This window comes from Cellulomonas sp. zg-ZUI22 (assembly GCF_017353535.1).
Lineage (GTDB): Bacteria > Actinomycetota > Actinomycetes > Actinomycetales > Cellulomonadaceae > Cellulomonas > Cellulomonas wangleii.
Window position 1 is genome coordinate 103,711 of the sequence record NZ_JAFMUZ010000004.1, and the last position, 25,385, is coordinate 129,095.

The following is a 25,385-nucleotide window of genomic DNA, read 5'->3' on the forward strand; positions in this document are numbered from 1 at the left end:
GGCCCCGGTCGCGCGCCCCGGCTCCCGGCGTCCTAGCCTCGGAGGTCCCACCGGCCGAGGAGGACCCCCGTGACGACGCACCGCACCCCGACCACCCGCGCCGGCGACGGGCTCGCGCGCACGATCGGCCGGGTCGCGCTGGGCGGGTTCCTCGCCTTCGCCGGCACGGGCCACCTGACGTTCGCCCGGAAGGAGTTCGTGGCCCAGGTGCCGTCCTGGGTGCCGCTGGACACCGACCTGGTCGTCGTGGGCTCCGGCCTCGTCGAGATCGCCCTGGGCACGGCCCTGGTGGTGGCGCCGCGGCGCTACCGCCCGTGGGTGGGTGCCGCCGCCGCGGCGTTCTTCGTCGCCGTCTTCCCCGGCAACGTCGCGCAGTACGTCGAGCGCAACGACGGCTTCGGCCTGGACACGGACGCCAAGCGGCTGGCGCGCCTGCCGTTCCAGGGCGTGCTCGTCCTGTGGGCGCTGTGGTCCACGGGCGCCTGGCGCGCGTGGCGGCAGCGGCGGCGCTGACGGGCGGGCCCGGCGGACGGGCGGACCCGGCGGACGGGCGGGACCGGACGAGCACCGCCCCCGTCGCGCGGGGGCGGTGCTGACGTCGGGCCGTCGCGCCGTCAGGGCGTGGTGAGGTCGAAGCTGCGGACCGTCACCGCCCCGCCGAGCGCCGTCGTGGCGTGGTTGAAGATGCCGAACCGGTAGCCCATGAAGAACTGCCAGTCGTTGTTCAGGGTGAACGCCGGGCCCAGCGTCCGGAAGGTGCTGCCGTCGGTGCTGTAGGAGAACGTGGCCTGGCGGCCCGACCCCGGCCGGATGTCCGCCGAGGCCCGCAGCCAGATCCGTCCCGCGGGCACGCTCGCGCTCGCCCGCTCGGTCCCCGTGCTGGTGGTGGCCCAGGACGAGCTCATCGCGAGCCCGTCGGTCATGACGACCCGGGAGCTGCCGTCGGCGTCGCGCACCACGCCGATCCACGCCGACGACTGCCGCAGCATCGCCAGCCCGGCCCGGTCCCCCGCCCGCATCTGCGAGTGGTCGAGCTCGATGGTCGCGGTGGACGACGGCCCCTGGATCCGGTGGGTCAGGGTGTTGCGCGCCGCGTACAGGTCGTTGGTGACCGTGGCCGTCTGCAGCCGCAGCCCGTCGCCGACCGAGAACCGGCTGGTGTCGGGGTTGTGGTTCCACTCCCACCGGTGCCCCAGCGTGCTGCCGGTGAACGTGTCCCGCCCGGTCATCGGCGCGACCGTGCGCGTCGTGCTGATCGCGGGTCGCGGGTACGTCGCACCCCAGCGCCCGTTGACGGTCTGGACGCTCGGCCACCCGTCGGTCCAGGTGAGCGGCGCGAGGGTCGGCATGCGACCGCCGGGGTACGCGTCGGTGAACGCCATGTACCACCAGTCGCCGGCCTGCGTCTGCACGATGCCGCCCTGGTGCGGGACGCCGCCGCCGCTGATCGGGCCGGGCAGGTCGAGCAGCACCCGGCGCTGCTCGTACGGGCCCCACGGCGACCGGGAGCGCAGCACGTACTGGCCGTTCGCGGGCCGCGTCAGCCAGATGTAGTAGTAGCCGTCCTTCTTGTAGAACCGGGCGCCCTCGAGCGTCCCGATGTCGGACGGCGTCTGGTACACCTGCTGCGCCCGCACCTGCTGGGTCCCATCGGCGTTGAGCTGCGCGACGCTGATGGTGCCGTTGCCGTACGCGATGTACATGGTGTCGTCGTCGTCGACGAGCAGGCCGGCGTCGTAGTAGCACTGGTTCATCCGGGCCTTCTTGGTCCACGTGCCGTCGACGGCCGAGGCCGTGTAGACGTACGTGCGGTTGAACTCCGTGCAGCCGTACCAGTAGTAGGTGCTGTTGCTCCTGCGGTAACCGAGGGTCGACGCCCAGATGCCCTTGACGTACCGGTTGCCGCCGGTGAGGTCGTACTTCGCGTCGTCGAAGTCGAGCCGTGGCACGGAGTGCCCGGCATACTCCCAGTTCACGAGGTCGTACGAGCGCAGGACCGGGGCTCCCGGGGAGTAGTGCATGGTCGAGGCGGAGTAGTAGTACGCGTCGCCCACGCGGATGATGTCGCCGTCGGCGAAGTCCTGCCAGACGACCGGGTTGGTGAAGGTGCCGGTCACGGGGGGTGGTGTCCTCGTCGGGCTCGGGGTCGGGGCCGGGGTGGTGCTCGGGGTCGCTGTCGGCGTGGCGCCGACGGGCACCGCCTGCCACTGCTGGTTGGTGCCGCCCCAGCTGTTGTACTGGACGATCTCGGCGTTGTCCCCCGTCGCCGCGTTCTGCACCTCCAGCGCCTTGCCGGAGTTCCGGTTGACCAGCGTCACGTACCCGGTCCCGGTGTCCTGCACCCGCCACTGCTGGTTCGCTCCCCCGTGGTCGGCGTACTGCACCACGCGGGCGCCGTCGGCGGTGGACCAGCCCTGGACGTCCAGGACCTTGCCCGACAGCACGGAGCTCACGCGGTGGTAGCCGTCGCCGGCGTCGATGAACCGCCACTGCTGGTTCGTGCCGGTGCCACGGGTCCACTGGGTCAGGCGGGCGCCGTCGGTGGTGGCGAAGTTGTAGACGTCGAGCGCCTTGCCGCTGTTGCGGTTGACCAGGACGTACGCGCTCCCGGCGTCCACGGCGGCGGCTGCGGGCAGGGCGGCGAGGGACGCGCAGACGGTCGCGAGCGCCGCGAGGAAGGCTGCGGCGGCCCGCGGGCGCCGCGACGTCGGGGCAGGGGTGACACGCATCGGGGCTCCTCGGGCAGGAGGGCGGCGGACGCGCCGGAGCGCGGTGTGATCGTTCACAACCCGCCATGGACGACACCGGTGTCGTCGGGGGCTGTGTCGTCATGCTCCCGCCGGGTCAGGGCGACCACAAGGCCGACGGGACCGTCGAAGCGTTTCACCCGCGCGGCGTCCGCGTCCCGCGCGCGGGGACGGTGCGCGCCGGGCGACGCGGGGTCGAGGCCGCCGCGTCGTGCGGGAGGCTGGGTCGGTGACCGAGACCAGCCCGCTGCCGATCACCCGCTACGCGTCCGTCGTCGCGACGAACCTCGCGACGCCGTGGCCGTACCACCTGGTGCACCTGGCCACCGGACCGGACGACGTGCGCCCGCCCGCCGACCTGTACCCGGCCTTCCACACGTCCTTCGACTGGCACTCCTGCGTGCACATGCACTGGCTGGGGGTCGAGGTGCTGCGCACCGGTCACGAGGACACGGTCCTACGGGCCCGGATCGACGCGAACCTCACCGCCGAGCGCGTCGGGGGCGAGGTCGCGTACCTGCGGGCGCACCCCGCCTTCGAGCGGCCCTACGGCTGGGCGTGGGCGGCGCGCCTCGCGGCGTCCTGCCGCGCCGCGGCCGACGCGGGCGACGAGGACGCCGCACGCTGGGCCGACGCGACCGCGCCACTGGCGGACACGGTGCTGGACCTCGCCGTTCCCTGGCTCGCCCGCATCGAGCACCCGGTGCGCCACGGCGTGCACAGCAACACCGCGTTCGGCCTGGCGCTGCTGCTCACGGCCGCCGACGACCTGGGCCGCACCGCCGCGGCCCGGGCCCTGCGGACGCACGCGCGCCGGCTGTACGGCACCGACCGGGACTGGCCCGCCCGCTGGGAGCGCAGCGGGCACGACTTCCTGTCCCCCGGCCTGGCGGAGGCGGACCTCATGGCCCGTGTGCTGCCCGCGGACGAGCTGCGCCCCTGGTTCACGGCGTTCCTGCCCCGGCCGGGCGAGGCCACGTCACCCGCACGCGTCGTCGACCCCACCGACGGCCACGCCGTCCACCTCGACGGCCTCAACCTCTCGCGCGCGGGCGCGCTCTTCCGCCTCGCCCGCGCCCTGGACGACCCGTCGCTGCGCGACGCCGGCGACCGCCTGCTCGCCGCCGGGCTCGCCTCCCTGGACAACGAGGACTTCGTCGCGACGCACTGGCTCGCGTCGTTCGCGTGGGACGCGATGACGAGCCGGTGAGCGCGGGAACGCGCGGCCGTGGGACCTGCTCGATCGTGGACACGCCTCACCGGGTCCGCGGGACGGCCGGGGTCAGACGTGCGCGGCACCCCCGGCGCCGTGCCCCACGGGCACGCCCCCGAGCCGCGCCAGGGCGCCGTGCGCCGCGACGACCCCCGTGCTGAACGACGCCTGCAGCAGGTAGCCGCCGGTGGGCGCCTCCCAGTCGAGCATCTCGCCGGCGACGAACGTGCCCGGCAGCGCGCGCAGCATGAGCGACCCGTCGACCTGCGACCACGCGATGCCGCCCGCGGTCGAGATCGCCTTGCCCATCGGCATCGTGTCCGTCACCACGACGGGCACCGCCTTGAGCCGTTCCGCCATGCCGGAGGACGGCAGCGCTCCGGCACGGGCCTCGCGGAGCAGGCCGATGCCGGCGGGGTCGAGGCCGACCGTGCGACGCAACCAGCTCGACCCCGAGTCCTTCGGCCGGCGTCGCTGCAGCCGCTCGTCGAGCTGCGCCACGGTGAGGTCCGGACGCAGGTCGACCTCCACGACGCAGCGGCCCTGCGCGTCGAGGACCTCCCGGATCGCGGCACCGAGCGCGTAGACCGGTCCCCCCTCGAGACCGGTGCTCGTGAGCATCGCGTCGCCGCGCACCCGCGCTCCGGGACGTCCGCGGACCGTCAGCGCGACGTTCTTCAGCGGCGTCCCGGCGAACCGCTGCGCGAACACCTCGGTCCATGCGACGCGGACCCCGACGTTGGCCGCCCGCAGCGGCGTCACCTCGATCCCGCGCTCCGTGAAGGGCCCGACCCAGTCGCCGTCGGCCCCCAGCCGCGGCCAGGACGCACCCCCGAGTGCGAAGACCGTCACGTCCGCGCCCACCTCGGACGTCGTCCCGTCCGCCCCGGTGAACCGTGACGCCCCGTCGGGCGACCAACCGACCCACCGCCGCCGCTTCTCGATCCGTACCCCGAGCTCCGCCAGCCGCGCGAGCCACGCCCGCATCAGGGGCGTCGCCCGGAACGAGCGAGGGAAGACCCGACCGCTCGACCCGACGACGGTCTCCTCCCCCAGGCCCGCGCACCACGCACGCAGGTCCCCCGGGCCGAACACGTCGAGCATCGGCCGCAACCGGTCTGCGGCCGCGCCGTACCGGGCGACGAAGGCGTCACGCCCCTCGGTGTGCGTGATGTTCAGGCCGCCGTGCCCGGCGAGCAGGAACTTGCGCCCCACCGACGGCATCCGGTCGTGCACCACGACGTCGACGCCGGCGCGCGCCAGCACCTCGGCGGCGATCAGGCCGGCCGGTCCACCACCGACGACGGCGGCGGTGGTCATCGGCGGGGACGGACGCGGCGGTCGTGTGTCGGCACCGGGCGAACGTAGCGGACCGGCGGGCGACCGCCGTCACCTGACGTGCACGTGGCTCACGCGCCGTTCGGCATCGTGAGCGCGCGGGCCACGCACGACGACGCCGAAGTCGACGACGAGCCGCCGCAGGACTGAGCAGAGAACGCGTCGAGGCCCGCCCCCAGACGGGGACGGGCCTCGATGCGATCGGCGAAGAGTGCCTTCGCGTTCGACGAAGACCTCGACGTGGAGGTGGCGGGAATCGAACCCGCGTCCGATGACGTGGGACCAGGGCTTCTCCGGGTGCAGTCCGCAGTAGATTTTCTCAGCCCCCACGATCACGCGGACAAGACGTGGACGGGCTCAGTCGGCTGAGAGTCCCGCCCGCCCCACCGACGAGGACGGACAGCAGTGGCTCTCTAGATGACGCCGGGAACTAGATCGAGAGCATGTCTAGGCCGACGGACTTCGAAGCCTCGCTCAGGCGGCGAGGGCGAAGTCGGTGCGCTTGGAATCGGCACCTATGAGTTGCACGGAGCGTTTACGAGATAACCGTGCATCCTCGACCCGCTTCACCTGGCTCGACGATCACCGTCGAAACCGATCACCCCCATGGGTGTATGCACTTGTCAAGATCGCCGTCCGCCCTGGTGGGGCGGCAGGCGTGGACCAGCGTACGTCACAACGTCCGCCGGTGTCATGGTCATTCCCGCCTGCGCCGGCGCGGGCCGACGGCACCGGACAGCGCACCCCACGGTGCGGCCCGGTGCCGTGCGCGGCCCACGTCACGCCTGGCCGGCCGGGTCCTGCTCCGGCGTCGCGTCCTGCGACGGAGCGTCGGACGACTCGTCCTGCGGGGCGTCCGAGCGGTCGCGCGGCGAACGACCCGGGCGCTCGTCGGTCGAGCCCGCGTCCTCGTCCGGACGGACCTGCGACCGACCCTCCGACGCGTCGCCGTCCTGCGCCGACGGACCCGCGCCGCGGTCACCACGGTCACCGTGCTCGCCGCGCCCACCGGGCCGCTGCCCGTCGAAGCCGCCTCGCTCGCCCCCGCCGAAACGCTCGCCCTGCCACTCCTGGTGCATCCCGCGGTCGTCGCCGCGGTCGTCGTGCGTGGCCAGCGCCACGGTGCCGCCGCCGATGACCAGGCCGAGGACCAGGGCGCCGCCACCGATCAGCGACGTCGCCAGCACGCTCAGGCTGCGGCCCTTGCCCTTGCCCTTCTCCGACGCGGGCTCGACGGGCGTCCCGCCCGGCACCGGGTCCGTCACGGGTGCGACCGGCTGAGCGGCCGCGGGCTGCGCCGGCGTCGTGGTCTCCGGGGTCGCCGCGGCGTCGGCCGGGCGGTTCCTCGTCGTGTCCTCCATGCTGCTGCTCCTTCCGTCGGCGCCCCGACGGCGCCTGCTGCATGACAGGACACCTCCCTGATCCTGGAACGTGCTGAGATCGACCTAGGACCCACCTGTGGACCGGACGGCGCACCGGTGGGACGCCGGCGACGGGGACGTGGTCAGCGCGCCCCGGGCCGTCCGGCCGGGCCGCCTCGACGCGTGACCTTCGCCAGGAGCTCCTTGGCCCTGCGCTGGTTCTCCGGCTTCGCCATCTCGCGCCGGGCGATCTGTGCCGCCTTCAGCGCGAGTCCGCTCTTCATCGCTCTGCCCAGGTATCCCATGGCTGTCCACCTCCGTGATCGTGGCGTCCCACGGTAGGACGGCATGGGTGGCTGCGCGCGCCGGGGCCGGGCGCCGCGGTTCCTCCGGATCGTGCGCGCCGGTGCGTATGTCGGTGCCGTCCCCCACGATGGCCTCATGGACCTGCCGGTGATGCCACCCGTCGCGCCGATGCTCGCGAAGTCGGTCAAGGAGATCCCCGACACCGGGCACGTCGAGCCGAAGTGGGACGGCTTCCGCACGATCGTGTTCCGCGACGGTGACGACGTGGAGCTCGGCAGCCGCAACGAGAAGCCGATGACCCGGTACTTCCCCGAGCTGGTCGAGTCGCTGAAGGCGAACCTGCCGGAGCGGTGCGTCGTCGACGGCGAGATCGTCCTGGTCTCCGGCGACCGCCTCGACTTCGACGCCCTGCAGCAGCGCATCCACCCGGCGGCCAGCCGGGTGAAGCTCCTGGCGGAGCAGACGCCGACGTCGTTCGTCGCGTTCGACCTGCTGGCCCTCGGCGACGAGGACCTCACGCACCGGCCGTTCTCGGAGCGCCGTGCGCTCCTGGTCGACGCGCTCGCCGGCGCCCGTCCTCCGGTCCACGTCACGCGCGCCACCTCCGACATGGCCGAGGCGCAGGCGTGGTTCCGGCAGTTCGAGGGGGCCGGCCTCGACGGCGTCGTCGCCAAGCCGCTGGGCGCGCCGTACCAGCAGGACAAGCGGGCGATGTTCAAGATCAAGCACGAGCGCACGGCCGACTGCGTCGTCGCCGGCTTCCGGTGGCACAAGTCCGGCGACGTGGTCGGCTCGCTGCTGCTGGGCCTGTGGAACGACGAGGGCCACCTGCAGCACGTCGGTGTCAGCGCGTCGTTCCCGATGGCCCGCCGGCGCACCCTGCTCGACGACCTCGCGCCCTACCGGGACGTCGACCTGGCCGACCACCCGTGGGGCGCCTGGGCGGACCAGGCCGCGCACGCCGACCGACGCATGCCCGGTGCGGTGAGCCGCTGGAGCGCGGGCAAGGACCTGTCGTTCGTCCCGCTGCGCCCCGAGCTGGTCGTGGAGGTCGCGTACGACCACATGGAGGGCGACCGCTTCCGCCACACCGCGCAGTTCCGCCGGTGGCGGCCGGACCGTGAGCCCCGCTCGTGCACCTACGCCCAGCTCGACGAGCCGGTCCGGTACGACCTGGCCGACGTCCTCGGCCCCTGAGATCCCGGTACGGCGTCGCTCACACGACGCGCAGCACGGCCGCCGTCACGGCGAGGGTCGCGACGACCTCCCCCGCACCGATCACCGCCGGCCGCACCTGCGGCCACCGGTGCGGCACCAGCCAGGCACGCAGCGCCAGCAGCGCGCCCACGAACCCGAGCAGCGGGTGCACCAGTGCCCCCGCCACGGCGGCCACCACGTGGTAGACCACGGAACCCCGCAGGACCCGCGGGTCGTCCCGCTCACGGATCAGCGACTTCACGTACGGCACGGTCCCGAGGAAGTACACGGCCAGCACCACGGTGGCGGTCCACACGGCACCGGACCGCGGGTCGCCGGTACCCAGGCCCGCGGCCACCGGCGTGAGCAGCGCGGCCGCGAGCACGGTGACGGTGTCGTTCCACCACGAGCGGTCGGCGCGGCGCAGCGAGGCGTAGAGGCTCACGCCGAGCAGCGGGGCGAACGCCGGCGCCCACAGCAGCAGGTGCGGCGCGACGCCGAGCAGGACCCCGAGCAGCATCAGACCGGCGGCGCCGTACACCGCGACCGGCGCCCGGTAGCGGACCTTGCGCCCCGACCTCAGCCACAGCCCGGCGGCGTGGTACGCGAGGTACCCGACCAGCCAGGCGACCAGCAGCAGCACGTGCCGCCACGACCACCCGCCGAGGACCCCGCCGACGACCGGCGGGACGACGAGCATCGCCCACGCACCGTGCTGGCGCGGCACCCAGCCCGGACCGGGCCGTCGGCGGCGGGGGCGCGCAGGGCGCACGTCGCGGACCGGCGCCGGGGACGAGGCCGGGGTGGAGGCGCTCATCCCGGCAGGCTAGGGCGCGGCACCCGCGGCCACCTGGGCCCCAGGTCCGTGCTCCGTCAGTCCGCCAGGCCGATCGCGTACCCGACGAAGAACAGCACGGCGAATGCCACGACGACGCCGATGATCACGTAGGCCGCCCAGTTGGCGCCCCGCGACCCGGTCGCGGGCTGGTGGTCGGACGCACCGGACGTCGACGACTCCCCCGGCGGTGTGTCACCGGGAGCCACGGAGCCGCCCGGCTCCAGGCCGGGCGTGGTGGCCGGGTCGGGGTCGGGGCTCGTCGGTGTACTCATGCCGCTCCTCCTGTCGTGCCGTCGTCCCACGGTGCGGGACGTGCGGCGACCCGGCAACCGCAGGAGCCGCACGGATCGCCTCCGTCGCGCGCTGCGCGGGTCTCAGCCGTCGACCAGCGCGAGCAGCTCGGCGTCCAGGGCGATCTGCGTGTCCAGGGTGACGTAGCCCCGCTCCTCGAACAGGACCGTGACCCGCTCGGGCTCCACGACGCTCACCGTGCCGGCCCCGAACTCCCGGTGCCGCACCTCCTGCCCGGGGCGGACGGCCCCCTCGGCGACGGCCAGGGACGTGCCCGCGTCACAGCTGTCGCAGCGGCCGCACGGCTCGGTGCGCTCCTCCCCCAGCAGCTCCAGCAGCAGGCGGCGCCGGCAGTCGGTCGTGTCGGTGTAGGACCGGACGAGCTCGACCCGCGACGCCTCCAGCCGGGCGCGCCGCTCACCCTGCTCGTGCACCTGCTCCAGGACGGTGCGCGGGTCGGCGTCGGCGACCAGCGACACGCGCCCGTCGTCGTGCCGGACCGCCCCGACCTGCTCGAGCGTCGCGAGGGCACGGACGACGGTGCGACGTGCGAGCCCCGCGCGCTCCGCGAGCACCTGCTGGCCCACGGGGCCCTCCGCCAGCGCGGTCAGCACCTTCGCCAGCGTGCCGGGACGCGGGCCGCCGCCACCGCGCTGGTACCGGGCCAGTGCGTGGTCCTCGGCACGGTGCAGCACCAGGCCCCGGGCAGGCTCACCGTCCCGGCCGGCCCGCCCGACCTCCTGGTAGTACTGGTCGAGCGTGGCGGGCGGCCCCGCGTGCACGACGAGGCGCACGTCGGCGCGGTCGATCCCCATGCCGAACGCGGACGTCGCGACGACGACGTCGTGCCGGCCGGCCAGGAAGGCGTCCTGCGTGGCGGCCCGCTCCGCCGCCGGCAGACCCGCGTGGTAGACCAGCGCGGGCCGCACGTCCGCGAGCCGCTCGGCCAGCCGCTCGCAGTGCGCCCGGGTCCGGGCGTAGACGATCACCGGACCCGGCTCCGCGGCGACCTCGGCGACCACGCCGGCGTCCCGCTCGTCCTCCGTCGCGGTCGGCCGCGCGCCCAGCCAGATGTTGGGCCGGTCGGCGTCGTGCACCAGCACGCGCGGTTCCCGCATGCCCAGGAGCCGCACGATCTCGTCGCGCACGTGCGTGGACGCCGTCGCCGTCAGCGCCAGGATGCGCGGTGCACCGAGCCGTCGCGTCGCGGCACCGACCAGCAGGTAGTCGGGCCGGAAGTCGTGGCCCCACTCGGCGACGCAGTGCGCCTCGTCCACGACGACGAGACCCACGTCGGCGCCCGTCAGCGCCTCGAGGACCACCTCGCGCTGGAGCTGCTCGGGCCCCAGGAGCAGCACGTCGAGGTCGCCGGACGCGGCCGCGGCCAGGGCGTCGCGCTGCTGGGCGGCGGTCCGCACCGAGCTCACGGACGACACCCGCAGCCCGGACTCCCGCAGGGCCCGCTCCTGGTCGCGCTGCAGCGCGATCAACGGCGACACCACCACGGTGAGCCGCGCCGCGACGAGGGTCGCGATCGCGTACACCGCGGTCTTGCCCGCACCCGTGCGGGCCACCAGCACCGTGTCATGGGTGTCGAGCCCCGCGAGGGCGTCGCGCTGCGCCTGCCGCAGCGCGGTTCCCTCGCCCAGCACCCGGCCCACGGCCTCGTCCAGCTCCCGGTCCTCGGTCACGCCCACCGTCCCTCTCGTCGGATCCGGGGTGATGTCTACCCGCGGCGGCGCCCGCGCGCGCGGTGAGCGCGGTCCCGTCGCCGTGCAGCCACAGGTGTCGCGCCCACCGCGCGGGTGCCGTGCCGGGCCCGTACCGTCGGGACCGGTGGCGCGCCGCGAAGCCCGCGGCCCGGCCCGGGCTCAGGAGGTCTCGCATGAGGACGACGCGACGCCCCCACGACGTGGTCGTCGTGGGCTCCGGATTCGGCGGGCTGTTCGCGACCCGCGCGCTGGCCGACGTGCCGGGTGTGCGCGTCACCGTGGTCAGCGGCGTGAACCACCACCTGTTCCAGCCGCTGCTGTACCAGGTCGCGACCGGCATCCTCTCCTCGGGCGAGATCGCTCCCGCGACCCGCGACGTGCTGCGGCGTCAACGCAACGCGCGCGTCCTGCTCGGGGTCGTCGAGGACGTGGACCTGGAGGCCCGCGAGGTCGTCCACCGGTCCGTCCTCGGCCTGCGCCGCACCCGGTTCGACTCGCTCGTGGTGGCCGCGGGCGCCGGTCAGTCGTACTTCGGCGCCGACCAGTTCGCCGAGCACGCCCCGGGTCTGAAGAGCCTGGACGACGCGCTCGAGGTCCGTGCCCGGATCCTCGGCGCCTTCGAGCTGGCGGAGCTCTCGGGCGACGACGACACCGTCGACCGGCTGCTGACGTTCGTCGTCGTCGGGGCCGGGCCGACGGGTGTCGAGATGGCCGGGCAGGTCGCCGAGCTGGCGCACCGGGTACTGCGCGGCCAGTTCCGCCGCATCGACCCGACGCGTGCCCGCGTGCTGCTCGTCGACCCCCTCCCCCAGGTGCTGCCCGGGTACCCGGAGCGCCTGTCCACCGCCGCGGCGACCGAGCTCGTGCGCGTCGGTGTCGAGGTCTGGACGGGCTGGAAGGTCGTGGACGTCGACGAGCTGACCGTCACGGTCGAGAACGGCGACGGGCACCGGCGGACCGTGCCGTCCGCCTGCAAGGTCTGGGCGGCCGGCGTGGCCGGGGCACCGATCGGGCGGGTGCTCGCCGACCGTGCGGGGGTCGAGACGGACCGCGCCGGGCGTGTCCCGGTCGAGCCGGACTGCTCGCTGCCGGGCCACCCCGAGGTGTTCGTCGTCGGGGACCTCATGCTCAACGGCAGGCTGCCGGGTGTCGCGCAGGTCGCCATCCAGAGCGGCCGGCACGCGGCCGACCAGATCCGCCGGCGGGTGCAGGGCGAGCCGACCGGGCAGCCGTTCGTCTACCGGGACAAGGGCAGCATGTCGACCGTGTCCCGGTTCTTCGCCGTTGCGCAGGTGGGGCCCGTGCGCACGGCCGGCGTCACGGCGTGGGCGCTGTGGCTGGGCGTCCACCTGGTGTACCTGGTGGGGTTCAAGAACCGCCTGACGACGCTCCTGCACTGGGCCGTCTCGTTCGTCGGCCGCGGCCGTGCCGAGCGCGCGTCGACCTGGCAGCAGGTGGTGGCCCGCAACGCGCTGCGGCAGACGGGTGAGGCCGCGCCGGCGTCACCCGGCGAGGGCTCCGCAGCCTGAGCGCACGGCCCGGACGCGGCCGGCGGCTCACCAGCCGCCGCCACCCCCGCCGCCGACGCCCCCGCCGGAGAACCCACCGCCGCCGAGCCCGGAGCCACCCGACGTCCCGGGCGTGGGTGCGCTGATCGCCGCCGTGGTGATCGACTCGAACCTGTCGATCGCACCGACGAACCCGGTGCCCCAGAACCCTGTGCCGTACGCGTACGTGCCGACGTACCACGTGGGGGCGGCGACCACCACGCCCTGCGCCGCGAGCTCGGCGAACACGCGCGACCAGCGGTCCGCGAGGCCGAAGACGATCGCGTAGGGCAGGTACCGGCTGAAGATGTCCTGCCCCTCCTCGAACCGGATCTGGTTCGCCTCGGCGGTCGCCAGGTAGCGGCGGAAGCCGAGCGCCTGGGCGAGCACCGCGGTGCCGTCCGCCGTGCGGGCGGGCGCCGAGCCGCTGAGCACGAGGACCAGGATGCCGACCAGCAGCAGCGCGACGCCGACGAGCGCGAGACCGGGCACGACACCGACCGCCATGCCGATCATGAGGCCGAGCCCGCCGACCACGGCGAGCAGGACGCCCACGACGATCCACGCGGTGCGCACGCTCTTCGGGTTGGCGCGGAACCACCCCACGCTGGTCACGTGCTGGTACAGCATGTCCTGCACCTTGGCCAGCGACGCCGCGAAGGTCGTCCGCAGCTCCGAGAGCCGGACCTCGTCACCCGTGCGGAAGAGGTCGCCGAGCAGCGTGGCCTCGAACGGCAGCAGGCCCTCGGTGCCGGACCGCAGTCGCACGAGCGTCCAGTCCTTCGGCTTCTTCCCGGGCTTCGAGCGCGGCACCTCCTCGATGCGCAACCATCCGCGCACGGCCAGGTCGATGATCGTGGCGGTCACGTCCACGGGGTCGGCCTTCTCGTCGACGAGCGTGCCGATCTCCCCCGGCCGCGTCCCCTCGGGCGGCTGGAACTCCACGCTCACGGGCGTGCGGCGGTCGCGGTGCCCGGTCGGCACCTCCATGCCCGCGGCCGGTCGCAGGCCCGGGGTCAGGCCCAGGTACGCGCGGTCCCGGCCGGTCCGGCGGACCTTGCTCACCGCCAGCCCGCCGCCGAGCAGCACGATCACGGCGGCGATCGCACCGCCCACGCTCGCAGGACGCAGCGGCAGCAGCGGGTCCGGCTTGTCGCGCAGGATCGGCTGCACGCCGGGGAACGTGCCGCCCGGCCACCCCGTGACCGTGGTGAGCTGGTCACCGACCGGGACGACGTCCTGCGTGAACGTCGCGGAGTCACCCGCGGACGTGGCGGAACCGCACGGCGTCGTCGACCCCTCGGGGCCGACGAAGCACGCGACGCCCTCGACGGTGGCCGGCCCCGTGACGGTGACCGACAGGTCCGACAGGGGGATCTCCCAGCCCGGGCCGATGACGTTCCAGTACAGCTCGTCGCCCGAGTGCTGCGCGTTCGCGGGGTTGATCCAGCCCTCGACCGTGAACTCCACCCGGTACGTCTGGACCCCGGAGACGTCGTCGACGTCCTCGTCCCCGATCCGCAGGATCATCGCGGACGTCTCGTCCTCGCGGTTCACGTCGGCCGGGGCGCCCGTGGGGCTCGAGGCCCGCACGTCGCTGAACTCGAAGACGCGGTCCTGCTCGTCGTCGTACGACACGCGCGTGGGGAAGGTCAGGTACGGGCCGTGACCCGGGTCGTCGCCGTAGTCGAAGTCCAGGTCGATCGCGACGGCCACCGTCCCGTCGACGGCAGCCTCGGCCGTGACGTCGTAGCGCGTGATCTCACGGCCGCTGGTCATGTCGCCGGGCGTGCCGGCGGCGAGCGCGACGGGCGGCGCCAGCAGCAGGACGCCGAGCGCGACGACCACGACGAGCGCCAGCACGACGAGCCGTCGTACCGCACGGGAGAGCACAGGGTCGGGTCCGGCTGGTCGTGCGTTCGTCACCGGTCGCGTCGCTCCCTGATCGCTCGCTGCGCCTCGAGGTTGTCCTGCCGCTCGCGCAGCGCCTGTCGCTTGTCCCAGTCCTTCTTGCCGACGGCCAGGGCGATCTCGACCTTCGCCCGGCCGTCGAGGAAGTACAGCGCGAGGGGCACGATCGTGTGCCCCTTCTCGCGCGTGCGCGCCTCCAGGCGCTCGATCTCCTCGCGGTGCAGCAGCATCTTGCGCTTGCGCCGCGGTGCGTGGTTGGTCCACGTGCCCTGGGAGTACTCCGGGATGTGCACCCCGTGCAGCCAGGCCTCGCCGCCCTCGACCTCGCCCCAGCCGTCGACCAGAGAGGCCCGACCGGCGCGCAACGCCTTGACCTCGGTGCCCGTCAGCACGAGCCCGGCCTCGAGCACGTCCTGGATGAGGTAGTCGTGCCGGGCCTTGCGGTTGGCGGCGACCATCTGGCGGCCGTCGGCCTTCGCCTTCGCCACGGCACGGCCCTCCGTCCTGCTGCTCGTCGGCGGCACGGGGCCACCGGGTGGGGCGCCCCTCGGGCGCGGCGCGGCGGTTGCCGCGGGGTCGAGCCTACCGGCGGTCCCCGGCCGGTTCCCAGGTCATTGCGACGCTGCCGTCACAGACCCAGGTAGGGCCGGGGGTTCACGGCGCCCCCGTTGAGGTACACCTCGAAGTGCAGGTGGCACGCGGCCGACGTGCCGGTGTTGCCCGCGTAGCCGATGACCTGTCCCGCGCTGACGCGTGCACCGGCACCGACGCTGAACGACGACAGGTGGTTGTAGCTCGACATGAGCGACGAGCCGTTCACCCACCCGTGGTCGACCATGACCTGGTTGCCGTACCCGCCGCGGTACCGGGCCCACTGCACGGTGCCGGACCGGGCGGCGTACACGGGCTCGCCGCACCGGTCGCGCAGGTCGATGCCCGCGTGCAGCCGCCAGTAGCCCAGCACGGGGTGCAGGCGGTTGCCGTACTCCGAGGTCACCACCATCGGGTTGTGCGCCGTGGGGTTGGCGAACAGGGCACCCGGTCGGGCACCTCCGGGCTGGGAGCTGCCGCCACCACCGCCCCCGCCACCACCGCCACCGCCGTTGCCGTTGCCGTTTCCGTTCTGGGCGGCGGCACGGCGCGCGGCCTCCTCCTGCTCGCGCTGCACGCGCTGGGCCTCGACGATCGCGGCGAGCTCGCTCGCGACCTTCGCCCGCTCGGCGTCGTTGGCCGCGACCTGCGCCTCCGCCTCGGACCTGCGCGACTCGATGTCGGCCTTGCGCTGCTGCTGCTCGGCGACCAGCCGCTCGACCTCGGCCTTGGCCGTCTCCGCCTGCGCCTGGGCCTGCCGGGCCTCCTCGAGCTTGACGTCGGCGGCTGCCTTGAGCTCGTCCACCTTCGCGCGGACCGCCGCCTGCCGCGCCTGGGCGTTCTTGTTCCTGGCGGCCAGCTCGGTGAGCTCGTCGAGCACCTGCGTCTGCGTACGCAGGGCGGTCGAGACCATCCCGTACTTCTCGACGAAGTCCTGGGAGCTGTCGGCGTCGAGCACGACGCTCATCCCGGAGACGTCGCGCCCGCCCTTGTACGCCTCGCGCGCCATCTGGCCGATGGCGACCCGGATCTCCTGCTCGCGGGCGTCGTCGACAGCGATCTGCTCGACGATCGCCGCCTCCTCGTCCTGCGCGGCCTGCAGGCGTGCGGCGAGGATCTCGGCCTCGCGCTGCGCGGCCTGGGCGGCGGCGACGGCCGCGTCGAGCGCGGCCTGGGCGGCGGGCAGCTGCGCCTCGACCTCGGCGAGCCGGGTCAGGGCGGCGGCCAGCTCGCCGCTGAGCTCCTCGATCGCCTCGGCGAGGTCCGCGGCACGCTGGTCCGCCGCCTCGGCACGCTGCTCGGCCGCGGCACGCTTGTTGGACAGGTCGTCGGCCACGGCCGGCCCGCCCGCGGCGACGAACGCCGGCGCCGCGACCGCGAGTGCCGCCAGCAGGGCGACGACCGCCTGCAGCGGACGCCGCCGGGCGCCGGTGGAGGGGGTGCGGTCGGGTCGGTGCATGGTCATACCTTCGTGTATCGGCTCAGGGTGACCAGGGACGAGATCGCCGCGAGGACGAACGCGACGACGATCAGCAGCGGGGCGATCGCCAGGACGTCCGACGTCCCGACGTACGGGATCCACGGCACCGACTGGCCCAGCCAGTCCGTGACGAGGTACTCGACCCCCAGCCACAGCCCGCCGATCGCCATGGCGGCACCGAGGGTGGCCGCGATCGCGCCCTCGAGCATGAACGGGAGCTGGATGAACAGGGTCGACGCGCCGACGAGTCGCATGATGCCCGTCTCCCGACGTCGGCTGAGGGCCGACAGGCGGATCGTCGTCGTGATGAGCAGCACCGCCGCGAGCAGCATGATCGCCGCCAGGCCGGCTGCGGCCCACGTGGCGCGGTCCAGCACCAGGAAGAGGTTGTCGAACAGGCGGCGCTGGTCCTGCACGGACTCGACGCCCGGCCTGCCGGACACGACGTCGGCGACCACCTGGTACTGCTCGGGGTCGCTCAGCTTGATGCGCAGCGAGGAGTTCATGTCGTCAGCCGTCACGGCCGACGCCCAGAACTGGTCCTGGAACTGCTCCTGGAACGCCTCGTACGCCTGCTGCTTGGACTCCTGGTAGATCTCCTGGACGAAGTCCGCGACCTCGGGGGCGTCGAGGGCGGCGAGCACCTCGGCCCGCTGCTCCTCGGTGACCTCGCCGGCCGCGCACGTCGGCGCGGTGGAGCCCGTGGGGCACAGGAAGACCGAGACCTCGACCTTGTCGTACCAGTCGTCCTTCATCTTCCCGATCTGCGTCTGCAGCAGCGCCGCGGCGCCCAGGAAGGTGAGGCACACGAACGTGACGAGGACGACCGAGATCGTCATCGACAGGTTGCGGCGCAGGCCGATGCCGATCTCGGAGAGGATGAACTGGGCGCGCATGTCCGATCCCCTCAGCGGTCCGAGCCGTAGACGCCGCGCGACTGGTCGCGCACCATCTCGCCCGTGCTCAGCTCGATGACGCGCTTGCGCATCTGGTCGACGATCTCGTCGTCGTGGGTCGCCATCACCACGGTGGTGCCGGTGCGGTTGATGCGGTCGAGCAGGCGCATGATCCCCAGGGACGTCGTCGGGTCGAGGTTGCCGGTGGGCTCGTCGGCCAGCAGGATCGCCGGCCGGTTGACGAAGGCGCGGGCGATCGCCACACGCTGCTGCTCACCGCCCGACAGCTCGTGCGGGCGGCGCTTCTCCTTGCCGGCCAGGCCGACCATGTCCAGCACGTCCGGCACCGTCGTGAGGATGTGGTGCCGCGGCTTGCCGATGACCTGCAGCGCGAACGCGACGTTCTCGAAGACCGTCTTCGTGGGCAGCAGGCGGAAGTCCTGGAAGACCGCGCCGATCTGGCGGCGCAGGTGCGGCACCTTCCAGCTCGAGAGCGTGCCGAGCTCCTTGCCCGCGACGAACACCCGGCCTGCGGACGCCCGCTCCTCACGGAGCACCAGACGCAGGAACGTCGACTTGCCGGAGCCCGACGCACCCACGAGGAAGACGAACTCACCGCGCTCGACGTCGAGGGACACCCGGTCCAGCGCGGGTCGTGCACCGCGCGCGTAGACCTTCGTCACGTTCTCGAACCGGATCACGACCGACCTCGCCTCGTCCTGCCCCCGGGCGTCGCCGGGGCCGCCCGCGGGCCGCGGGCCTCATCGAGGGTAGGAAGGCCCTCACCCGGACGGGGGCAGGACACGCCGCCGCCCGCCTGTGAATCGGCGCGCAGGACGGACGACCGTCCGACTCGTCCCGGTCCGTCCCGGACGCCGGTCCACGACGCCGGGTGGCGTCCGGTCAGGCGTCGGCGATCTGCTGCCCGCGGCGCCAGCGGATGCCGGCCTCGATGAAGTCGTCGATGTCACCGTCGAACACCGCGGCGGGGTTGCCGACCTCGTGCTCCGTGCGCAGGTCCTTGACCATCTGGTACGGCTGCAGCACGTAGGAGCGCATCTGGTCGCCCCACGACGCCTTGATGTCGCCCGCCATCTCCTTCTTCGCGGCCCGCTCCTCCTCCTGACGCTGCAGGAGCAGGCGCGACTGCAGGACGCGCAGGGCGGCGGCACGGTTCTGGATCTGCGACTTCTCGTTCTGCATGGACACGACGATCCCGGTGGGGATGTGGGTCATGCGCACGGCCGAGTCGGTGGTGTTGACGGACTGCCCGCCGGGCCCGGAGGACCGGAACACGTCGACCTTGATCTCCGACTCGGGGATCTCGATGGAGTCGGTCTGCTCGATGAGCGGGATCACCTCGACGGCGGCGAAGGACGTCTGCCGGCGACCCTGGTTGTCGAACGGGGAGATCCGGACCAGACGGTGCGTGCCGGCCTCGACGGACAGGTGCCCGAACGCGTAGGGCGCCTTGACCTCGAACGTCGCCGACTTCAGCCCCGCCTCCTCGGCGTAGGACGTGTCGAGCACGGACGTGGCGTACCCGTGCCGCTCGGCCCAGCGCAGGTACATGCGCATGAGCATCTCGGCGAAGTCCGCCGCGTCGACGCCGCCGGCACCCGCGCGGATCGTGACGACCGCGTCGCGGATGTCGTACTTGCCGGCCAGCAGCGTGCGGACCTCGAGCTCACCGAGGTCCTTGCGGATCTTGACGAGCTCGGCCTCGGCCTCGGCGAGCGTGTCGGCGTCGTCCTCCTCCGCGGCCATCTCGACGAGCGTCTCCAGGTCGTCGATGCGCCCCCCGAGCCTGGTGACGCGGTCGAGCTCGGACTGCGTCGAGGACAGCGCGCTGGTGACCTTCTGCGCCGCGTCGGGGTCGTCCCACAGGTCGGGGGCGGACGCCTGCTCGGAGAGCACGGCGATCTTCTCCCGCAGCGCGGTGGGGTCGCTCACCGACTGGATCGACTCCAGCGTGGAGCGCAGCTCGCGGATCTCGGCAGGGAAGTCGGTGGTGGCCACGGCCGTCCAGGCTACCCGCTCCGGGGGGCCGGTCCGTCGGCCGTCACTGCGTCACCGTGCGCGAGACCAGCACCGGGCACGCCGCCCGCGCCACGAGCCACTGGCTCACGGAGCCGAGCACGAGGCCCGCCAGCCCGCTGCGGCCGCGCGTGCCGACCACCAGCAGGTCCGCCTTCTCGGCGTGGCGCGCGAGCACGCGCGCTGCGGGACCCTCCTCGACCAGGGTCTCGACCTGCACGTCCGGGTACCGGTCGCGCAGCAGGGTCCGCGCGCGCTCGAGCGAGTCCTCGGCCGCGCGCCGGGCCACGTCGTCGGGCGAGACGTCGGGGTGGTCCCGGACCCAGTCGGCCAGGGAGCGGCCGTGCAGCGGCCCCTGCCAGCACGCGACGACCCGCAGGCGGGCGCCCGTGCGCGCCGCGTACCGGCCGGCCGCCTCCACGGCACCCAGCGCCTGCCGTGACCCGTCGACACCGACGACGACGAGGTCGGTGGGCGCCTCCTCGGGGCTGGTGCGGGGCACGATCACGACCGGGCAGGGCGCGTGCTGCAGCGTCGCCAGGGCGACGGACCCCATGAGCACGCCGGACAGCCGCGCCGACCCCTGCCGGCCCAGGACGATCAGGGGCGCGTCGACGGCACGGTCGACCAGGGCACGGGCGGGTGGCCCGTCGTCGAGCACCGCCTCCACCTCGATGCCCGGCACGGCCTCGCGCGCGACCTGGGCGCCCTCCTCCGCGACCTCGCGCGCACCGTCGCGCACGTACGCGGACGCGGCGCGCGTCGGCGGGGTGTCCAGCTGGCCGGCCAGGCCCCACACGTGCACCACCTGCAGGGGCAGCCCCAGACGCTGGGCAGAGCCTGCCGCCCACCGGACCGCGGCCACCGCCTCGGGTGAGCCGTCGTACCCCGCCACCACGTGCTCGGTCATGGGTGTCCTCCTCGACGTCTCGATCGTCCCGCCGCCGCGCGCCCGGGACAACCGCGCGATGCGCCACGCGCATCCTCTTGACCGGTCAAGTGAGGCGGCGTAGCGTCGAACTCGCCAACTTGATCGGTACAGAAGCGATGGGAGCACGACATGAGCCTCTTCGGCACCGGCTTCGGCGTCCGCGCGACCCAGATCCGCGCGACCAGCGCCCACGCGGACGCCCCCCTGGTCCCCCTGCGCCCCGGGGACCTGCGCGCCGAGCGTCGTGCGCGACGCCGGCGCACGCGCCCGTCGCGCACGGCGCGCGCCCGGCTCGCGGCGGCGAGCCTGCTGCACCGGCTGGCCGATGCGCTGACCCCGGCCCCCGAGCGGCTCGGCCGGCCCGTGGCATGACGGCCCGCCCGGGCGCCGCGGCCTACGCTGGTCCCCGTGACGCGGGGACCGAGGGCGGGGACGACATGGGCCGCGTGACGCTGCAGACCGTCGCCGACGTGGTCGGCGTCAGCCGCATGACCGTGTCCAACGCGTTCTCCCGCCCCGACCAGCTCTCGGCCACGCTGCGCGCGCGGATCCTCGCCGCGGCGGCCGAGCTCGGGTACGCCGGCCCGGACCCGACCGCGCGGGCGCTGGCGCGGCGGTCCACCGGCGCGGTGGGCGCGGTGATGACCGACTCCCTGGGCGAGGCGTTCCGGGACCCTGCGGCGGCCGCGTTCTTCGGGGCGCTGGCCGAGGAGCTCGCGCCGACCGGCCTGTCCGTCTCGCTCATCCCCGCGGCGGGCGTCGGTGGCCACCTGCACGCGCGCGACCTGCCGATCGACGCCGCGGTGGTCTACGCGTGCGCCGGTGACACCGAGGCCGTCGGCTGGCTGGCCCGGCGCCGGCTGCCCCTGGTGTTCGTGGACCAGGAGCCGCTGGCGGGGAGCACGGGCATCGTGCTGGACGACGTCGGCGGCGGCCGGGCGGCGGTCGAGCACCTGGTGGGCATGGGGCACCGTGACATCGCGGTGCTGACGATGAACTCGGGCCTCACCGCCCCCGCGTGGCGCGCCGACCTGTCCGCGGACAACCCGACCCAGGTGGCGCGCAAGCGGACGGCGGGCGCCCTGGCGGCGCTGGCGGACGCAGGGCTGACCGGTCGGGTCCTCGAGGTGCCGGACAACCGGGCCACGGACACCGCCGCCGGCGTCGAGCTGCTGCTCGCCGACCCGCAGCGCCCCACGGGTGTCGTCTGCTTCTCCGACCTCATGGGCGCCACGCTGGTGCGCGCCGCGCAGCAGGCGGGACTGACGGTCCCGCGCGACCTGTCCGTCGTGGGGTTCGACGACTCGTTCCTCGCCCAGACCGTCCGGCCGGCGCTGACGACCCTGCGGCAGGACTTCGACGCGAAGGGCCGGCTGGCGGCGCAGGCGCTCATCGACGCCCTGGCGCACGCCCGCGGCGACGGCCCCGAGCCCGCGCCGACCACGGTGGTGGTGCCCGTCGAGCTGGTCGTGCGCGGCAGCACCGGTCCGGCCCCGGCCTGACCCACCCGCCCGGCACGGCCGCCCGGCACGGGCCGCCCGCACGACCGCCCGGTCCGCCCACCCGGCGTCACGAGGCGCGTGCCGCGCCCTCGGCCTCGAGCGCGATGCCGTCGGTCCACGGCGCCAGCACCCACGTCACCAGCACCGGGCGCGTAACCGCGCCCAGGCGCACGACGGCGGTCCGCCCGTCGGGCGTGGACGCCTCGAGCACGCGGACGGCGTCCCACCGTGCGGCGGGGTCCGGGTGGTCGCGCACGTACTGCTCGACCGCGGCCCGTACCGCGGCGTCGGTCAACGGCACCCCGCCCGCGTCGCCCGGTTCGGCGAAGTAGCGCGCGCCGACCTGGTCGGCGGCCGAGAGCGCCGCCAGGTCCGCCACCGCGAGCAGCCGCTTGCGGTCCAGGTGCACCCCGGTGGCCGCGGCGACGACCAGCACCAGCAGGATCGCGAGGACGGCGAATCCCAGCGACAGGACCATGACCTGCCCGCTGTCGTCACCACCGCCGGCGCCCGTCCGCGCGCGGCGCCAGGAGCTCGGCGCCCCCGGCCTCATCGCGCCGCCCGGTAGGCGTCGACCGGCGCCACCCGCTCGGCCGTGACCGGGACCTCGAGCGGGACCACGTCGCGCACGAACGTCGGGACGAACGGCAGCGGCACGCGGACCTGCACGGTCGCCGCGACCTCCGCACCCGGCGTGAGGCACGGGTCGCTCGAGCACCGGACGGTCAGCGCCGCTGCGGGGTCGTCGTCGAAGCCCTGGTCCGCGAGCGCCACCCCCACGGCGGTCACCGCACGGGCAGCGCCCTGCCGGGCGTCGTCCGCCACGACGTACACGCGCGCCGCCTCCCGCGCGGCTCCCTCCGTCGCGAACGTCGCGGCCTGGATGCGGCCGAGGACGAGCACGAGGTAGACGATCGGCACCAGCAGCACGAGCGAGATGCCGAGGAACTCCACGAGCGCGCTGCCCGCATCGGCGTCCCGTCCGGCCGTCCGGGCGCGGTGCCGCCGCCGGAGCCGGGCGACGGCGGTCACGGCCACTCCACGGGTGCGTGCCCGTCGAGCCGCATGACGCCCCCCGGGCCGAGCAGACCGACCACGGGCAGCGGCACCCGGACGCTCACCTCGACGAGCTCGAGCCCGGCGGCGTCGACGCGTCGCGCGGTCACGTCCTGCGCGTACCGCTCCGCGAGCGACGCCCGCAGCAGCTCGGTGGTGCGGGCTGCGCCCTCCGCGGGGGTCCGGCCCACCTGGGCCGCGTAGCGGGCACCCTCCGCCGCCGCGTCCACGCAGGTGTTGCGCACGTGCTGGACGAGCGCGAGCTGCAGCACGGAGGCGAACAGCACCACGACCAGGCCCCCGACCAGCGTGAAGTCGACGATCGCGGAGCCCCGGTCACCGGCGCCGCGCAGTTCCGGGGCGGACCTCAGGTGCCCGATCCGGGCGAGACGCCCTCGATCGCGTCGAGGAACAGCCGCTGCAGCGCGTCGCCCGCGGCCAGCCACAGCACCGACACCAGACCGGCCGTCATGAGGGTGACCAGCACCCAGCCCGGCACGTCGCCCCGCTCCGGGTGACCACCCGCCGACGCCCGGTGCACCGCCGCGCTCCACGTCCGGGACCAGAACCTCGTCGCCATGCTCGACCTCCGTCGTCACCGCGCGGACGCCGGGCGGCGTCGCGCTGCTCGTCGCGGCCGGGGTCACAACCCCACCCGCAGGACCACCGCGCTGGGGAAGACGGCGAACAGGACGGTCACCGGGAGGATGAGGAACACCACCGGGACCATCATGAGCACCTCCTTGCGCCCGCCGGTCTGCATCAGGGCTCGCCGGCCCTCCTCGCGGACGTCCTGGGCCTGCGCCCGCAGCACGTCGGCCAGGGGTGAACCGCGCTCGACCGCGACAGCGACGCCTTCGGCGAACCGCGCCAGCGCGGGGAGCCCGGTCCGGTCCGCGAGCGCCTGGAGGGCGCCGGTCAGCGGCGTACCGGCCCGCGCGTCGGCCAGGGTGCGGGCGAGCTCGTCGGCCAGCTCGCCGTGGGTCTGGCGCACGACGCGCTCGAGCGCACCGGTCGCTCCCTCCCCCGCGCTCACGGCCAGCGCGAGCAGCTCGGTGACGGTGGGCATCTGCGCGAGGAGCCGCGCCTCCCGGCGGGCGACCTGCCGCCCCACCAGCCAGTCGGGCACCAGCGCGCCGAGGAGCCCGCAGACGGCGACCAGCGCGACCAGGGGCACCACGGCAGCACCCCGGGTGGCGGCGAGCACCACGGCGGCGAGCAGCCCGACCGCGAGCCCGACGACGCCCGAGACGACCTGCTGCGCGCGCAGCTGCTCGACCGTCTCGTGACGACCGGCGCGCGCCAGCCGCCGCCGCACGTCGGCGGCCGGCGACCCCAGCCGGGCGACGAGGCGCACCCCGTCCGCCAGGAAGGGCGCCACGAGTCGGTCGACCGTGGCCCACGGACCACGCGCCGCCTCGGCGCGCAGCAGGCTCGACGTGCCGCGCGTGCGCAGGTAGGGCCCGACCCGCTGGTCGAGCGTGATCCGCCGGGCGCCGAGCCGCAGCGCGACGAGCACCAGCCCGCTGCCCAGCAGCAGGCCGGCGAGCGCACCCAGCACACGGGGGCTCATCGCAGCACCCGAGGGTCGTCCGGCAGGCGGGCGACCCGCAGCATGACCCGGTACGCCACGACCGTGCAGACCGCGCCGGTGACGAGGACGACCGCACCGGCGGTCGAGTCGTAGGCGCGGATCGCCTCGGGACGCGTCGCCAGCATCGCGAGCACGACCCACGGCGCGGCGACGGCCAGGCGGGCGGCGTACACGGTCCAGCTCTGGCGCGCCTCGATCTCCCCACGGGTGCGCAGGTCCTCACGCAGGAAGGTCGACAACGTGCGCAGCAGCCGCCCCAGGTCGGTGCCACCGACGTCCCGGGTGAGACGCAGCGCCTCGATGATCCGGTCCGCGACGGGGTCGGCGAGCCGGTCCTTGAGCACGTCGAGGCTGTCGACGAACCGCCCGGTCGCGCGGTAGTCCTCCGCGAACGCGCGGAACGGCGGGCGCAGCTCGGCCGGTCCCCGGTCACCCAGCTGGGCGACCGCCTCCGGCAGGGACAGCCCTGCACGCACGCCCGACGCGAGGTGGTCGACCACGTCGGGCCACAGGCCGCGTGCGGCGGCGAGCCGGCGGCGGGCCCGGCCGCGCACGAGCGCCGAGGGCGCGGCGGCCGCGAACGCGCCCGCGCACAGGGCGACCACCGGGACCGGCACGACGAGGAACGCCAGTGCCGCGACCAGCAGGCTCGCGAGCACGCTGACACCGATCAGCGCACCCGGCGTCACGGCGCTGACACCGGCCTGCGTCAGCGTGTCGCGCGTCCGCACGGTCCAGCCGTCAGGCCGCTGCCCGTGGCCACGCGCGAGCGGCCACCAGGACCACCAGACGCACGCGAGCCCCGCCCCCAGCAGCAGCCCCACGACGACGCCCACG

The 25,385-nt window shown here is 74.5% G+C and carries 26 protein-coding genes and 1 other RNA gene; 6 read left to right on the top strand and 21 right to left on the bottom strand.

Annotated features, from left to right (window positions below):
• Nucleotides 1-69: 69 nt before the first annotated feature.
• Nucleotides 70-513: a hypothetical protein gene (locus J1G43_RS13270; protein ID WP_207378622.1), complete on the top strand. Its 444-nt coding sequence runs from the start codon at nucleotides 70-72 to the stop codon at nucleotides 511-513.
• A 101-nt stretch (nucleotides 514-614) separates the two neighbouring features.
• Here J1G43_RS13270 and J1G43_RS13275 read toward each other — a convergent pair whose 3' ends face one another.
• Nucleotides 615-2,729 carry a family 43 glycosylhydrolase gene (locus J1G43_RS13275; RefSeq protein ID WP_207370839.1) on the bottom strand — a complete coding sequence of 705 codons (2,115 nt, stop codon included), beginning with the start codon at nucleotides 2,727-2,729 and terminating at the stop codon, nucleotides 615-617.
• A gap of 247 nt (nucleotides 2,730-2,976) precedes the next feature.
• Here J1G43_RS13275 and J1G43_RS13280 point away from each other — a divergent pair, with 247 nt between their 5' ends.
• Nucleotides 2,977-3,957: a DUF2891 family protein gene (locus J1G43_RS13280; RefSeq protein WP_207370840.1), complete on the top strand. Its 981-nt coding sequence runs from the start codon at nucleotides 2,977-2,979 to the stop codon at nucleotides 3,955-3,957.
• Between the two features lie 72 nt (nucleotides 3,958-4,029).
• Here J1G43_RS13280 and J1G43_RS13285 read toward each other — a convergent pair whose 3' ends face one another.
• The 4 genes from J1G43_RS13285 to J1G43_RS13300 form a co-directional block, all read right to left on the bottom strand.
• Nucleotides 4,030-5,280 carry a TIGR03862 family flavoprotein gene (locus tag J1G43_RS13285; RefSeq protein WP_207370841.1) on the bottom strand — a complete coding sequence of 417 codons (1,251 nt, stop codon included), beginning with the start codon at nucleotides 5,278-5,280 and terminating at the stop codon, nucleotides 4,030-4,032.
• 256 nt (nucleotides 5,281-5,536) lie between these two features.
• Nucleotides 5,537-5,904, bottom strand: a transfer-messenger RNA (tmRNA) gene (ssrA, locus tag J1G43_RS13290).
• Between the two features lie 173 nt (nucleotides 5,905-6,077).
• On the bottom strand, nucleotides 6,078-6,659 hold the full coding sequence (locus J1G43_RS13295) for a hypothetical protein (RefSeq protein ID WP_207370842.1): 582 nt from the start codon (nucleotides 6,657-6,659) through the stop codon (nucleotides 6,078-6,080).
• A gap of 143 nt (nucleotides 6,660-6,802) precedes the next feature.
• Nucleotides 6,803-6,943, bottom strand: a complete 141-nt coding sequence (locus J1G43_RS13300; RefSeq protein ID WP_207340701.1) for a hypothetical protein — start codon at nucleotides 6,941-6,943, stop codon at nucleotides 6,803-6,805.
• Between the two features lie 157 nt (nucleotides 6,944-7,100).
• Here J1G43_RS13300 and J1G43_RS13305 point away from each other — a divergent pair, with 157 nt between their 5' ends.
• Nucleotides 7,101-8,162 (top strand): ATP-dependent DNA ligase, encoded by a 1,062-nt coding sequence (locus J1G43_RS13305; protein WP_207340702.1) that lies wholly within the window; start codon nucleotides 7,101-7,103, stop codon nucleotides 8,160-8,162.
• A gap of 19 nt (nucleotides 8,163-8,181) precedes the next feature.
• Here J1G43_RS13305 and J1G43_RS13310 read toward each other — a convergent pair whose 3' ends face one another.
• From J1G43_RS13310 to J1G43_RS13320, 3 genes are all read right to left on the bottom strand, one after another.
• Nucleotides 8,182-8,979 (bottom strand): YwiC-like family protein, encoded by a 798-nt coding sequence (locus J1G43_RS13310; protein ID WP_207370843.1) that lies wholly within the window; start codon nucleotides 8,977-8,979, stop codon nucleotides 8,182-8,184.
• Nucleotides 8,980-9,035: 56 nt separating this feature from the next.
• Complete coding sequence (locus J1G43_RS13315; RefSeq protein WP_207340704.1) at nucleotides 9,036-9,272, bottom strand: DUF6480 family protein; 237 nt, start codon at nucleotides 9,270-9,272, stop codon at nucleotides 9,036-9,038.
• Nucleotides 9,273-9,374: 102 nt separating this feature from the next.
• Entirely contained in the window at nucleotides 9,375-10,982 is a 1,608-nt protein-coding gene (locus J1G43_RS13320) for a RecQ family ATP-dependent DNA helicase (protein WP_264758261.1), read from the bottom strand.
• A 194-nt stretch (nucleotides 10,983-11,176) separates the two neighbouring features.
• On the opposite strand from J1G43_RS13320, the gene J1G43_RS13325 reads away from it, so the two are divergent.
• On the top strand, nucleotides 11,177-12,532 hold the full coding sequence (locus J1G43_RS13325) for an NAD(P)/FAD-dependent oxidoreductase (RefSeq protein WP_207340706.1): 1,356 nt from the start codon (nucleotides 11,177-11,179) through the stop codon (nucleotides 12,530-12,532).
• A gap of 27 nt (nucleotides 12,533-12,559) precedes the next feature.
• Here the strand turns inward: J1G43_RS13325 and J1G43_RS13330 are convergent, their stop codons facing one another.
• The 7 genes from J1G43_RS13330 to J1G43_RS13360 form a co-directional block, all read right to left on the bottom strand.
• The gene (locus J1G43_RS13330) at nucleotides 12,560-14,413 is read right to left on the bottom strand and encodes a DUF2207 domain-containing protein (protein WP_307859594.1); all 1,854 of its coding nucleotides are present in this window, start codon (nucleotides 14,411-14,413) and stop codon (nucleotides 12,560-12,562) included.
• 59 nt (nucleotides 14,414-14,472) lie between these two features.
• Nucleotides 14,473-14,949, bottom strand: coding sequence for an SsrA-binding protein SmpB (gene smpB, locus J1G43_RS13335; RefSeq protein WP_089801352.1), 477 nt, complete (start codon nucleotides 14,947-14,949; stop codon nucleotides 14,473-14,475).
• A gap of 140 nt (nucleotides 14,950-15,089) precedes the next feature.
• Nucleotides 15,090-16,511, bottom strand: a complete 1,422-nt coding sequence (locus J1G43_RS13340) for a M23 family metallopeptidase (RefSeq protein WP_242635735.1) — start codon at nucleotides 16,509-16,511, stop codon at nucleotides 15,090-15,092.
• 2 nt (nucleotides 16,512-16,513) lie between these two features.
• A complete protein-coding gene (gene ftsX, locus J1G43_RS13345; RefSeq protein ID WP_207378623.1) occupies nucleotides 16,514-17,428 on the bottom strand; it encodes a permease-like cell division protein FtsX in 915 nt (304 codons plus the stop codon).
• An 11-nt stretch (nucleotides 17,429-17,439) separates the two neighbouring features.
• Nucleotides 17,440-18,129 carry a cell division ATP-binding protein FtsE gene (ftsE, locus tag J1G43_RS13350; protein ID WP_089801348.1) on the bottom strand — a complete coding sequence of 230 codons (690 nt, stop codon included), beginning with the start codon at nucleotides 18,127-18,129 and terminating at the stop codon, nucleotides 17,440-17,442.
• A gap of 202 nt (nucleotides 18,130-18,331) precedes the next feature.
• Nucleotides 18,332-19,447 carry a peptide chain release factor 2 gene (prfB, locus tag J1G43_RS13355; RefSeq protein WP_207340709.1) on the bottom strand — a complete coding sequence of 372 codons (1,116 nt, stop codon included), beginning with the start codon at nucleotides 19,445-19,447 and terminating at the stop codon, nucleotides 18,332-18,334.
• Between the two features lie 43 nt (nucleotides 19,448-19,490).
• Nucleotides 19,491-20,375: a universal stress protein gene (locus tag J1G43_RS13360; protein WP_207340710.1), complete on the bottom strand. Its 885-nt coding sequence runs from the start codon at nucleotides 20,373-20,375 to the stop codon at nucleotides 19,491-19,493.
• 150 nt (nucleotides 20,376-20,525) lie between these two features.
• Between J1G43_RS13360 and J1G43_RS13365 the strand changes: the two genes are divergently transcribed.
• Together J1G43_RS13365 and J1G43_RS13370 are read left to right on the top strand one after the other, a co-directional pair.
• Nucleotides 20,526-20,768 (top strand): hypothetical protein, encoded by a 243-nt coding sequence (locus J1G43_RS13365; RefSeq protein ID WP_207340711.1) that lies wholly within the window; start codon nucleotides 20,526-20,528, stop codon nucleotides 20,766-20,768.
• A gap of 65 nt (nucleotides 20,769-20,833) precedes the next feature.
• A complete protein-coding gene (locus J1G43_RS13370) occupies nucleotides 20,834-21,898 on the top strand; it encodes a LacI family DNA-binding transcriptional regulator (RefSeq protein ID WP_207378624.1) in 1,065 nt (354 codons plus the stop codon).
• Nucleotides 21,899-21,965: 67 nt separating this feature from the next.
• Here the strand turns inward: J1G43_RS13370 and J1G43_RS13375 are convergent, their stop codons facing one another.
• The 6 genes from J1G43_RS13375 to J1G43_RS13400 form a co-directional block, all read right to left on the bottom strand.
• Nucleotides 21,966-22,451, bottom strand: coding sequence for a pilus assembly protein TadG-related protein (locus J1G43_RS13375; protein WP_242635736.1), 486 nt, complete (start codon nucleotides 22,449-22,451; stop codon nucleotides 21,966-21,968).
• A complete protein-coding gene (locus J1G43_RS13380; RefSeq protein WP_207340713.1) occupies nucleotides 22,448-22,930 on the bottom strand; it encodes a pilus assembly protein in 483 nt (160 codons plus the stop codon). Before J1G43_RS13380 ends, J1G43_RS13375 begins: the two co-directional genes overlap by 4 nt.
• Nucleotides 22,927-23,334 carry a TadE/TadG family type IV pilus assembly protein gene (locus J1G43_RS13385; RefSeq protein WP_307859599.1) on the bottom strand — a complete coding sequence of 136 codons (408 nt, stop codon included), beginning with the start codon at nucleotides 23,332-23,334 and terminating at the stop codon, nucleotides 22,927-22,929. The genes J1G43_RS13380 and J1G43_RS13385 overlap by 4 nt, the downstream gene beginning before the upstream one ends.
• Complete coding sequence (locus J1G43_RS13390) at nucleotides 23,322-23,534, bottom strand: hypothetical protein (RefSeq protein ID WP_207340828.1); 213 nt, start codon at nucleotides 23,532-23,534, stop codon at nucleotides 23,322-23,324. Before J1G43_RS13390 ends, J1G43_RS13385 begins: the two co-directional genes overlap by 13 nt.
• Nucleotides 23,535-23,597: 63 nt before the next feature.
• Entirely contained in the window at nucleotides 23,598-24,527 is a 930-nt protein-coding gene (locus tag J1G43_RS13395; RefSeq protein ID WP_207340714.1) for a type II secretion system F family protein, read from the bottom strand.
• On the bottom strand, nucleotides 24,524-25,384 hold the full coding sequence (locus J1G43_RS13400) for a type II secretion system F family protein (RefSeq protein WP_207378625.1): 861 nt from the start codon (nucleotides 25,382-25,384) through the stop codon (nucleotides 24,524-24,526). The genes J1G43_RS13395 and J1G43_RS13400 overlap by 4 nt, the downstream gene beginning before the upstream one ends.
• Nucleotide 25,385 lies beyond the last annotated feature (1 nt).